Annotated in this window: 8 protein-coding genes and 1 pseudogene; 5 read left to right on the top strand and 4 right to left on the bottom strand. The window is 29.6% G+C overall.

The features are described from left to right. Window positions 1-122: 122 nt before the first annotated feature. Together L3J60_RS13475 and L3J60_RS12155 are read left to right on the top strand one after the other, a co-directional pair. A pseudogene (locus tag L3J60_RS13475) lies at window positions 123-197 on the top strand (hypothetical protein); the annotation flags it as partial. 138 nt (window positions 198-335) lie between these two features. After that, complete coding sequence (locus L3J60_RS12155) at window positions 336-728, top strand: hypothetical protein (protein WP_366837327.1); 393 nt, start codon at window positions 336-338, stop codon at window positions 726-728. Between the two features lie 160 nt (window positions 729-888). Here the strand turns inward: L3J60_RS12155 and hflX are convergent, their stop codons facing one another. Then, the gene (hflX, locus tag L3J60_RS12150; protein ID WP_291975825.1) at window positions 889-2,100 is read right to left on the bottom strand and encodes a GTPase HflX; all 1,212 of its coding nucleotides are present in this window, start codon (window positions 2,098-2,100) and stop codon (window positions 889-891) included. 100 nt (window positions 2,101-2,200) lie between these two features. On the opposite strand from hflX, the gene L3J60_RS12145 reads away from it, so the two are divergent. Then, a complete protein-coding gene (locus tag L3J60_RS12145) occupies window positions 2,201-3,172 on the top strand; it encodes an endonuclease/exonuclease/phosphatase family protein (RefSeq protein ID WP_291975824.1) in 972 nt (323 codons plus the stop codon). A gap of 64 nt (window positions 3,173-3,236) precedes the next feature. Here L3J60_RS12145 and L3J60_RS12140 read toward each other — a convergent pair whose 3' ends face one another. Beyond that, complete coding sequence (locus L3J60_RS12140; RefSeq protein WP_291975823.1) at window positions 3,237-4,076, bottom strand: hypothetical protein; 840 nt, start codon at window positions 4,074-4,076, stop codon at window positions 3,237-3,239. Between the two features lie 193 nt (window positions 4,077-4,269). On the opposite strand from L3J60_RS12140, the gene L3J60_RS12135 reads away from it, so the two are divergent. Continuing rightward, window positions 4,270-6,174, top strand: a complete 1,905-nt coding sequence (locus tag L3J60_RS12135) for a S9 family peptidase (RefSeq protein WP_291975822.1) — start codon at window positions 4,270-4,272, stop codon at window positions 6,172-6,174. A gap of 340 nt (window positions 6,175-6,514) precedes the next feature. Here L3J60_RS12135 and L3J60_RS12130 read toward each other — a convergent pair whose 3' ends face one another. Then, window positions 6,515-8,581, bottom strand: coding sequence for a DUF5689 domain-containing protein (locus L3J60_RS12130; RefSeq protein WP_291975821.1), 2,067 nt, complete (start codon window positions 8,579-8,581; stop codon window positions 6,515-6,517). Between the two features lie 10 nt (window positions 8,582-8,591). After that, window positions 8,592-11,345 carry a TonB-dependent receptor gene (locus tag L3J60_RS12125; protein WP_291975820.1) on the bottom strand — a complete coding sequence of 918 codons (2,754 nt, stop codon included), beginning with the start codon at window positions 11,343-11,345 and terminating at the stop codon, window positions 8,592-8,594. A 113-nt stretch (window positions 11,346-11,458) separates the two neighbouring features. Here L3J60_RS12125 and L3J60_RS12120 point away from each other — a divergent pair, with 113 nt between their 5' ends. Further along, a complete protein-coding gene (locus L3J60_RS12120; RefSeq protein ID WP_291975819.1) occupies window positions 11,459-12,505 on the top strand; it encodes an endonuclease/exonuclease/phosphatase family protein in 1,047 nt (348 codons plus the stop codon). The last annotated feature ends 270 nt before the right edge of the window (window positions 12,506-12,775 follow it).

The following is a 12,775-nucleotide window of genomic DNA, read 5'->3' as shown; positions in this document are numbered from 1 at the left end:
CTACTTGATGTCATTGGTGTAAATTATTGATTATCAGTATAATATACAAATAATTAATAACTTTGACAACTATAAATCAACTGATTATCTAGCTTTTATCAAAGAAAAAGTGTGAGTTTGCCCTGAGTGCTTTTGAAAAGAAAACTGATGACAGATTTGAATTCAATACCTTAGTAGGTAAAAAAGCAAAAGGATTTTGGTTTTATTCCGCTTTTTTAAATTTTAAAACTCAGTTTAGCAAAGGATATGTTTATGGGACTGATGTTAATGGTGCAGAAACACGTTCAGAATATACCAGTTTTTTATCGCCTGCAAATTTATCTTTTGGACCTGGAATGTTATGGAAGAAAAATGATAATTTGAAATTTAATTTAGCACCTACAACGGTTAAATTAGTGCTAGTTGATAAAGCTTTTACCTTGCCAAACAATGCTTATTTTGGAGTTGATCAAGGAAAAAGCACAAGAACTGAATTTGGATTTAATGCTTCTGGATATGCTAAATTTAATTTAATGGAAAATGTTTCTATGGAAAATATCTTAAATTTGTATAGTAATTATTTAGAAGATCCACAAAATGTAGATATTGATTACACAATGAATTTAGTTATGAGCATAAACAAATATTTATCTGCTAATTTAACTTTTCAAGCAGTTTACGATGATAATGCTTTTCAAGGATTTCAAATTAGAGAAATTTTTGGAGTTGGTGTAAATTACGGATTCTAAATCAGTTTTAACTTTTAAAGGCTGTTTAAAAAGTAAGTGAAATTCATTTTGTCAAACTGAGATTGTCGAAGTTGATTTTTGATTGTCAACTAGTTAATACATTTCGACAAGCTCAATAGGATTTCAAATAATACTTTTTAAACAGTCTTTTTATTTTAAACTACTTTTCTTCAGTATATTCTTCATATAAAAAATCGTTATACGGAAAACGTGTAATATGAATTTTTTTAACTTCTTCAAAAACCTTCTTTTTAAAAGATTCAAAATTTTCTTTATTTAAAGCTGAAATAAATAAGCAATTATTATCTAATTTATTCATCCAAGTTTTTTCCCATTCAGCTAAAGTGTAATGAATTTTAGATTTTTCTGTAACCAAATCATCTTCATCAATAGTTTGATGTTGGTAAGCATCAATTTTATTAAAAACCATGATAGTTGGTTTATCCGCACTTTTAATTTCTCCTAAAATTTTATTTACCGAATCAATATGATCTTCAAAATTTGGATGTGAAATATCTACAATATGCAATAACAAATCCGCTTCACGTACTTCATCTAAAGTAGATTTAAAGGATTCTACCAATTGAGTTGGCAATTTTCTGATAAACCCAACGGTATCTGTCAATAAAAACGGAATGTTTTTTATAACTACTTTTCTAACCGTGGTATCTAGCGTTGCAAATAGTTTATTTTCTGCAAACACATCGCTTTTACTAACCACATTCATTAAAGTAGATTTACCAACATTAGTATAGCCTACTAAAGCAACACGGACCATTTTACCACGGTTTTTACGTTGCACCGCCATTTGCTTATCAATAATTTTAAGCTTCTTTTTTAGTAGTGTAATTTTATCGCGAATTATTCGTCTATCCGTTTCAATTTCAGTTTCTCCTGGGCCACGTAAGCCAATTCCACCTTTTTGACGTTCTAAGTGAGTCCATAATCTAGTTAAACGTGGTAATAAATATTGGCATTGAGCCAACTCAACTTGTGTACGAGCGTAACTTGTTTGTGCTCTACGTGCGAAAATATCTAAAATTAAATTAGTTCTATCTAGTACTTTACAATTTAAAACTTTTTCAATATTTCGCAATTGTCCAGCAGAAAGTTCATCATCAAATATTGCCGATTCAATATGATGTTCTTCCATATAATTTTTGACTTCCTCTAATTTACCAGTTCCAATAAATGTTTTTGGATTAGGAAAATCTAATTTTTGTGTAAATCGTTTTACCGATATTCCACCAGCTGTAATTGTCAAAAACTCTAACTCATCTAAATATTCTTTAGCTTGTTCTTCATTTTGGTTTTGGGTAATAATTCCTATTAAAACCGTTTCTTCAGAGTTTGCTTTTTTTGGTTCTATCATATTAAATCAACTTTCTTAATTATTTTTTAAGTTGAATGGCAAAGATACAAATACCATATGTAATTCTATTTTTGTAAATTCACTTTTTTAAAAATATCTTATGTTTTCATACTTTAAATCTCCTGGTAAAAATAAACAAGCATACACCATTGCTTTCTATAATTTAGAAAATTTATTTGATACTACAGATGATCCAAATACTTTTGATGATGATTTTACGCCTAAAGGAAAAAAAAAGTGGAATAATAAACGTTATAAACAAAAAATTAAAAAATTAGGAAGTGTTATAGCCCAATTAGGAACTGAAAAATCATTTGTATCGCCTGCCATAGTTGGAGTAGCTGAAGTAGAAAATAGAAGTGTATTAAATGATTTGGTAAATTCTGATGATTTAAAAAATGAACATTACGGATTTGTTCATTATGAATCTCCTGATGAACGAGGTATTGACGTTGCCTTACTATACAAAAAGGAATTGTTTGAATTATTAAGTTCGGAAATATTCCCTCTTTATCTAGAAGATGAAGAAGGCAATAGAGATTACACAAGAGATATTTTAATGGTAAAAGGAAAATTAAATGGCGAATTAATTTATGTGCTTGTTAATCATTGGCCTTCACGTAGAAGTGGAGAAGATAAAGGTGAAAGAAAACGTATAAAAGCAGCAAATTTAGCGACAAGTATTATAGATAAAATAAAAGCTGAAAACGAAAATCCAAAAATTATTATTATGGGAGATTTTAACGATGATCCTACTAATAATAGCGTAAAACAACATTTAGTAAACGCTAGTTTTTACAATCCTATGGAAAGCATTTTAGCAAAAGGAAAAGGAACCTTAAGGCATCACGGAAAATGGCATTTATTTGATCAAATCATATTTTCAAAAAACTTCTTTGAAATTGAAGACAAAAAACATTCATTTAAATATGCTGAAGTTTTTGATAATTATTTTATACAAGAATGGAACGGAAAATACAAGGGAACACCTTTTAGAACCTACGTAGGTAAACATTACCAAGGTGGTTTTAGTGATCACTTTCCTGTTTACGTTTACTTAAAAAAGAACTAAAAAAGCTCAAGCAAATTGCTTGAACTTTATGCACTTTAAATTAATATTATCCTGTTTTTGTTTTTCAACTCAGTTTTTTGTTAAATAGTGTATTTTTCTCTTTTTTAATTTTACTTTCAAAAAAATATTCATTTAAAGTCTTAACACTTTTTTTCGCACGAGTTATATTAGTATGTTTTAGTGATAGTTTGTAACCATTAATTATTCCAATAATTAAGTTGTCTGTTGGACTTTTAGGATTTCTCTTAACTGTAAAACGTTTTCTAATGCCGTTAACTGTTTTTTTTCTATCAAATGTAGCAATGTATTTTTTCATTCTTACTTCTTTTATTTCAAATGGTGCTTTGGGGGCTTTTATTTTTCTTTTACCATTACCCCAATTTTCTCCTGTTTTTATTCTATTTATTTGCATTTCGGAAACACAAAAAATGCGACTAATATATCTTAAAGAAACTCCTTGTTTAATATATTTCTTTATATGTTTGATATCTTTCTTGTTTAGTTTGCTATTAGAATAGACTTTCTCTGTAATAAATAAATTAGTATAATGTAAATTTTTTTTATTGTAGTCTTTATAGCTAATTTTTTGCCTGTTAGAAATCATTTTTTTATCAATGACACCAAAAACTCTTGCAACTAGTGTGGCAACACCAACATTGTGTAATTTACCATTTGTGTCCGTTAAGCTTACTTGTCCTTGTCTTAACTTACCATTTTGGACTCTAAAATGTACTTTATTTTCGTTTATACAAATTCTACCCTTTGTCCTCCAAGATCTTTTTTTACCTATTTCAGTTCTATATACTCGTCCAGACTCACTTACGTGATATCTTTCAAATCCTATTATATTACGACATTCTTCACTATTAATTATCATTTTATCCATTTTTAATATTTTATTCATCTAAAAGGGTAAAACAAAGATAATATTATTTTAGATTATTGAATTTGTGGGACTAAATTCATATATTATTTAACCACTTTTACTAGTTATATTTTCAGCTAATCTTAGTAACAAACCTAGCATTTTATTTTAGGAATTTTAAGAGATACTTTAGAATTAAAACAATAAATTTGTCAAACAAATATTTAAAATTATGCAAAAAATTATAAGTAGTATTTTATTTTCATTACTATTTTTGAGTGCTTTTGCTCAAGATGTAATGACACCCGAAACTTTAATTCAATTAAATAGAGTTTCAGGAATTGGATTAACAAAAGACGGAAATAATGTGGTTTACAGAGTTTCAAAATATAATATTGAAGCTAATAAAACAACCAAAACCTATTATCAAGTTCCGTTAAACGGAGGTGAAGCTCAAAAAATTTCCGATTATAAATCTTTAGTAACTAACAAAAAAAATTCACCTGATGGAAATTATAAAATTTCTACTTCAGATGTGAAATTAGAAAAAATTACGGGACAAGATTATTATCCAAAATTAAAAAAATCTAACGTAAAAATCATCAAATCTTTAAACTATCGCCATTGGGATACTTGGGAAGATGGTGCTTTTAGCCACGTAATGTACAAATCCACAAAAAACAATGGCAAACCTATTGATATTATGAAAAATGAACCTTTTGATTGTCCTCAAAAACCATTTGGTGGCTCAGAAGATTATGTTTGGAGTCCTGACAGTCAGCATATTTTATATGTTACCAAAAAATTAAGTGGTACCAAATATGCCGTTAGTACAAATACCGATATTTACGATTATAATTTAGCAACCAAAACAACTACAGATTTAACCAAAAACAATAAAGGATATGATACACATCCTGCATTTTCAACCAAAGGACAATTAGCTTGGTTACAAATGAAACGTGCAGGATATGAATCTGACAAAAATGATATTGTTGTTAAAATAAATGATAAAACAGTAAACTTGACTGCTAATTGGGATGGAACAGTTAGTAGTTTTAAATGGGGAAATAAAGGAAACAAAATATACTTTATTGCTCCAACTATGGGTACTGTTCAACTTTTTGAATTAAAAGTTCCTTCTTCAAATAAAAAAATAGAAGCTCCCAAACAAATTACCAATGGTCAATTTGATGTTGGTGGAATTGTTGGACAATCTAAAAATACTATGGTGGTTAGTAGAAGAGATATGAATCACGCTACTGAGTTGTACACCGTTAATTTAACTAACGGAAAAATGACGCAATTAACTCATGCCAACGATACTGTTTACCATAAAATAAAGTTAAGTAAAGTGGTAAAACGCATGGTTAAAACTACCGATGGTAAAGAACTACTTGCTTGGGTAATTTATCCACCAAATTTTGATGCTACAAAAAAATATCCAACCTTATTATATTGCCAAGGAGGTCCACAAGCAGAAGTAAGTCAGTTTTATTCTTATCGATGGAATTTTCAATTAATGGCAGCTCATGGATATATTATAATTGCTCCAAACCGTAGAGGTTTACCTGGTTTTGGTGTAAAATGGAATGAAGAAATTAGCAAAGATTACGGCGGACAAAATATGAAAGATTATTTATCAGCTATTGATGATATTTCTAAAGAATCGTATGTAGATACTAATCATTTAGGTGCAATTGGAGCTAGTTATGGTGGTTATTCTATTTATTATTTAGCAGGAATTCACCAAGGTAGATTTAAAACATTTATTGCACACGATGGTATTTTTGATTGGAGAAGTATGTATGGAACTACTGAAGAATTATTTTTTGTAAACTGGGATTTAGGTGGTGCTTATTGGGATAAAAATAATGCCGTAGCTCAAAAATCTTATCACGATTTTAATCCCGCTGAAAAAGTACAAAATTGGGATACACCAATTATGATTATTCAAGGAGGAATTGATTATAGAGTTCCTGTTGGACAAGGTTTAGCCGCTTTTCAAGCAGCGCAATTACAAGGAATTAAGAGTAAATTACTCTATTTTCCAAAAGAAAATCATTGGGTTTTAAACAATGAAAACAGCTTAATTTGGGAACGTGAATTTTACAAATGGTTAAAAGAAACGTTGTAATTTAGGTTACCTTAACTTGATATAAAAACGAGGCTGTCTAAAAAGTAAAATTTTCGTCAATCTGAACCTACTTGACCGACAGGCAGGCTTGTTTCAGATTCTTATAACAACTGGTAATCAGTAAGATAAGATTCTGAATTAAATTCAGAATGACGGCTTTCAAGACTTTTTAGACAGTTTCAATTTTTTGTTTTATATGCTTAAACAATTACCGTCACACTGAGCTTGTCGAAGTGTTATTTCAGAACATAATTGTATTGGTATAAATACCATAAAATTCATGTTTCAATTTAAAAAGATTCCCAATCAAGTTGAGGATAACGATTATTTATATTTTAAACTACCTCACTCTTGGATTAAAATCTGTAGGAGCATTTTGTGGTGAATTTGGGTTGGTAATATTAGCATTATTTGCATCTGAATAAATGGTCCATTCACTCGCTGTAAAAACTGGATTTGGCTCTGTAATAGCTAAATTTCTGACCGCTCTACCATCTAAATATTCCCAATCTGTTCCTGTTCCATCTTCGCCAATAACACCAAAAATATCTTCTACTGCACCTGTATTATCAACTAATGCATAGGAATCATCTCCATTTCCAGAAATATAAGTGGTTTCAATATTTGGTGTATCATTAAACTTAGCTGCATAACCTGTATTTGCAATAATTACAAAATCTCCTGCGGCAATTACTATTCCGGATAAATCAACAGGTGAACCTGAAACAGTAGTGGATCCATTTAGGTATTTATTCAATTTCCATCCTGTTAAATTTATAGCTGATGTGCCTGCATTGTATAATTCCACAAAACGAGAAGAAACACTATTTTTAGGATCTGCCACTTCAGTAATTAAAATTTTAGGAATAATTACTGGGCAAACTTCATACGGATTTGTAAACTGAACATCTTCTGTATTTCTAATTTCTAAATTAGTTCTTAAAACTCCTGTTATTTTTCCGTGACCTTTTGGAAATTGCGTAGTAGCAAAAGAAGCATTTCCATTGGTAAACACACTTAATTTATTAGTTTCCCCACAAGTTTCTAAAGTTCTAACAGCATCGTTATTTCCTGAAAAATAAGTAAATGCTTTTCCTAATTCGTTATCCACTAACTGCACGTTATCAACAGTTACCAATGTGTTTTGATAAACTGGATTAAAAATATCACTTATTAAAATAGAAGTTGGAACAATAGCTTGATTTTCATTTGCATTAAAAATAAAATCAACCTCATCACCAGCCGTTATTTTGGTGATGGAATTATTTTTTGGGTAACCAATTGCCAACGCTCCATTTACTTTATCCATATATAATTTATCTAATTTTACCATTACTTTATCGCCAACATTATATTGCTGATAAATGGCATTATTATCCATTAAAATTTGGATTCCTGTTGTTGGATTTTCAACTTTATCTTGAATTATTAATATGTTTTCAAAGTTTCCGTTTTCATCACTTGAAACCACATAACCTTCCGTAATATAATTATGATTAATTCCGAATTCAACTACGCTTCCTTGATATAAATCTTTGACTTCTGATAAAGTAATTGTTGGCGTTAAGGTTGCTGTATAATTACATCTTGCATCTGTTAATTGGACATCATCTGTATCTCTTAAATACAATTGAAAATCACTGTAATAATTACTAAAAATAGCGATTACATTTCCTTTTCCTTCGGGAAGGATTTGATTTTTAAAGTCTGAAAATCCACTATTTCTAATCATAATTTCACCTTGTAGATTACAATTAGCATCAAAACTTTGTAACACTCTGTTCACGGTTTGTGTGTTATCTGCATTAGCATAACTTAGCCCTAATTCATCTTCTTTAAACTGAACATTTTCAATTTCAATTAACATTTCTAACATACTATCATTCAAATCTGAAATAGCTACTTTTTTAGGAATAATGGTTGCAACTTCACATGAACGGAAAATGTGTTTACTAATTTCAAATGCTGAAATTCGTCCTAATTCAGTGCCAACAGCCTGTCCAATTTGAATACTTCCAAAGCTATAACCAACTGCTAAACCGTTTAAGTTTATATAAATTTTTCGACCAACATTATATTTAGTATATAAATCGTTTTCATTAATTGAAATTTTAATGGCTGCTGTTGGGTTTTCTGGTTTATCTTGAATAGAAATTGACTTGTAAATGTTTCCTGATTTATCACTAGAAACCACATAACCTTCAATAATTACATTGGTATCAATAACCGTTGCTCCACCAAAAGTGTACATATCTTTTACTTGTTGAATGGTGCTATTCGCTACAATATCTGGTTCATTACATTCTACGGTTGGAGTTGCAAAATTATCATCTTTAATACAGCTGAAAAACACGCTAAAAAACATAAAGAATAATATTGTTTTGTAAGTTTTATTATAAATTTTCATAGTTTATATTTTAAAATCTTAAATACACATTTAAATAGTACGCCGTTTTGTTGCCATACCAATATTTTGGTCCAAAAATGGGTTTGTCTAATTGTTTATCTTCTTTTAATTGTGGATAATTAGCGTTTCGTGATTGTTCAAAACCACCTGTTTTAAACAATTCACCCAATACATTATTTATTCCCATAAAAAATCCGATATAATTACTTTTAATTCTCCACGATTTTCCTCCTACCAAATTCACTAAAAAAGCATCGCTAAATTTTTCTTGTTTTAACAAATCGTTTACTTGATTTTGAGTTACAGCTACACCTGTTTGGTCATCAATAAAAGGTACGCCATCAGCATCAGTATAAAAGTTATTGGTTCTTAATAATGGAGAAATATTTATATAATTATTAGTCATATAATTTGCATTGGCTTGAAACCACCAAAAAGCAGGATCTCGATATTCAAAACCTAAAGAATAGGCTCGTTGAGGTGTTCCAGAAATTTTGTAGTTTTTTAAATATGCAGTTCCAAAATCGCTATTTTCATCTGTAAAACTTTCAGATTGAATGTATAAATGTGGATTGTTATCATACGTAAATTGTCCTAAAGAACCGGCAGCTATTAATTTTATAGTTGAAGTAATTTGATATTCCGCACTTAATTCAACTCCAATATTTTTTTTAGCAACGCCTGTAGTAATTTCATTTACAAAATCGGCTTGATCACCACGTAATCCTTCTGCAAAAAAGAAAGAAGTTTCAATAGCGTTGGTAAATTTAGTATAATATCCTGTTAACCTAGTTTGAATTCCAGGAGCTCTAAAAATATAACTAATATCGCCTGAAATTATTTTTTCACTGGTTAAATCTGGAGTAATTTCGTTATTTACTCTAGAATTTGAGAAAGAAGTTCTAATAGTTGGAGCATTAGATAATAAGCCTCCATTAATATTAATTAAATTTCTTCCATTAATTTTATAGGTAATTCCACCTTTTATATTGAAATCTGAAAACGATAATTTTTTACTTTTTCCAAAAGAATTTGTTGCATAAGTGCCATTCTTATATAAACCTTCACGCTGATAATTGGTATTTTTAAAATTTAAAGACACAAAATAATCAATCTTTTTTTGAGTGACTTGCAATTGGGCAAAAGCACTAGCTACTGAAGCATTTATGTTGTAATTATATTGAAATTTATCATTCGCTACAACAGTTCTATTTGGATTGTTTAAATCGTTTTGTTGAGCATCGCCAACGGCATATTGATCTAAATCTTCAAAACCCGTTCCACCTAACAGGTCTAACATATTGGCATAATTAGTGGAGTTCAAATTTCTATAAGAAATTCCTCCATTAAAAATACTATTTTTAGAAAGTGAAGAAGTGATGTTAGATTGGAATGAGAACTGGTTATCATCTACCCGATCTTCGTATAAATAATAACTAGAATTACCTGTATTTGCATTTACTTGATACAAATTATTCCAATTTAATTGTCCGTCATTTAAAAAATTTTGTTCAGCCAAATACGCATTGGCATAATCTAAATTATCTTGAAATCGTAAATAACTACTTGGTAAATTTCTCCAATACGTAGGGTCAGGATTTGGAGCATTAAAATAGCCTAAACGACTATTGCCAATATGCCCAAATTGATATCCTAAAATGGTAGTTATCTTAGTGTTATCTGTTTGATAATAATGTGTTAACATTAGTATTGGCTCCTCTATTTCTTTAATTCTAGCATTCCGTTTATCACCGCCTTGAGTTCCCCAATATGCATTGTATTTATAACCTTTTAAATCATATACTTCTTGAGTGTTTGGAGAAGATTTTCCTCTTCTGTTAGCACTTAAAATTGCGGTAAAATTTAAGCTATGATGTTTATTGAATTTTTTTTCAGTGGCTAAAAAGGCCGAATATGCATTATACGAAGTTCCGTTTAAGTAACCTTGGTCAGCAATTCGCCGGGAAGCTGAAACCACCATTGCCCATTTTTTATCGTTTAACCCAGTTGCATAAGTTGCCATTGCACGTCCTGTATAACTTTTATTGGTAGAAGTAATAGATACTTTTCCACCAGCTCTATATTTTGAGGCTCTTGTACTAAAATTAGTTGTACCTAAAAGAGCTCCAAAAGTATTATCTGAAGTTGCCAATCCATTAGAAAATTCTTGATTTCTAAATACATCATTTAATCCGCCCCAATCGCTCCATTGTGGTCTGCCATCATATAATTTATTCATTTTAATACCATTAATTAGAATGGCACCATAACTAGAATCGTAACCCCGAACTTTAAACCAAGCCTGGCTAAAATTAAAAGCTGCAGCTTTTAAAAAAGCATCTTTTGAAGATTGAAATAAACCTGAAATATAATCAGCTCCACTATCTCCATCATCTAATAAATCATCATCCGACAAAGAAATTAAATTAGCATTTTGGTCTTCTAAAACCGTCAGTTCCAAATAAATTACACCAAGATTAATTGTTTTATTACTTTTAACTTCAACAGGTATCTTTTGTATTTGATGTCCTTCAAATGCTATTTCAATAATTGCCTTTCCTACAGGAACGTTTGCCAATTTAAAACTTCCATTAGCTTTTGAAATTGTTTGAATTACCGTATTTTGAAGGCTAATAGACACATTACCTAAAGGAGTTTCTGTATTACTTTCTAGAATTGTTCCTTCAATTGCACCAGTTGTTTGAGCAGAAATTTTAACAAACATAAACAGACACAAAAAAACTGAGAGTATTATTTTATTCATTAACAACTATTTTATTCAAATTAACAAAATTTTATTTGAAAAATTAAGTTTTATAATAAATTATTTTGGCTCAACTTTTGTTATTAAATTAGCATCTTATTAATTTAATTTATATGAAAAAAATCATTGTCTTATTCGTTGCCTTTTTAAGCATTTCTCAAATTAATTTTGCTCAAAAAAAATATCAAATCAGAACCATTGCTTTTTATAATTTGGAAAATTTATTTGATACCATAAACGACCCAACTAAAAATGATGAAGCCAGCCCAATAATGGAAATTAAAGAAAATAGAGCTGCTATTTATGCTAAAAAGATAAATAATATGGCGAAAGTACTTTCTGAAATTGGCACTAAAGAAAATACAGATAGCCCAGCAATTATTGGAGTTGCAGAGGTTGAAAACTTACAAGTAATTGAAGATTTATTAAAAACTTCTTATTTAAAAGATAAAAATTACGGTATTATTCATTATGATTCTCCTGATTTAAGAGGTATTGATGTTGCTCTTTTATATCAAAAAAATCATTTCACACCAACAGACCAAGAACCTTTTGAAGTTAAACTTTGGGATACTGATGGAAGAAGAATTTACACTAGAGATGAATTATTAGTAACCGGTTATTTAGATGGTGAATTAATGCATTTTATTGTAAACCATTGGCCATCAAGAAGAGGTGGTGAAAAAAGGAGCAGCATTAAACGTGAAAAAGCAGCTTATGTAACCACTCAAATTATTGCAAAAGTTAGAAAAAGTGACCCAAATGCCAAAATTATTATTATGGGCGATTTAAATGATGATCCAATAAATAGAAGTTTAAAAGTAGTTTTAAAAACAAAAGCCATAAAGAAAAACGTACATAAAGGAGATATTTACAATCCTATGGAAGATTTATTTAGGCGAGGGTACAACACCTTAGTTTACCGAGATAACTTAAATTTATTTGATCAAATTATGGTTACTTTTCCTCTTTTAGCTCATAAAAAAGATTACTCAACTTATGAATTTTACAAAGCTGGAATTTTTAAACCTCAATATTTAACTACACAAACTGGGAAATATAAAGGATATCCTTTTAGAAGTTGGGGTTATGGTTATTTTACCGGAGGTTATAGCGACCATTATCCATCATATATTTATTTAATAAGAGATAAAAAATAAAACGTCATTGCGAATAAAACAAAGCAATCTGCATATTTTTAGAGAGATTGCTTCTTCTTTCCGTTACTCTTCAATCATCGCAATGACTAAGACTATTGATTTTCAGTCCTATAATTATTTTCTTAACTGATTGTCCGTAATCTCACATAACGTCCGTCACTCTGAACCTGCCAGCAGCAGGCGGGTTCAGCATGACGTTATTCTTTATTATTAACTGACCTTACGCAAAAATAATGATTAAATTTGCAAGCAAGACTGATGGCTGTTAAT

It is taken from the genome of Lutibacter sp. (genome assembly GCF_021647475.1).
Lineage (GTDB): Bacteria > Bacteroidota > Bacteroidia > Flavobacteriales > Flavobacteriaceae > Lutibacter.
This window is presented reverse-complemented; position numbering and strand designations above follow the sequence as displayed.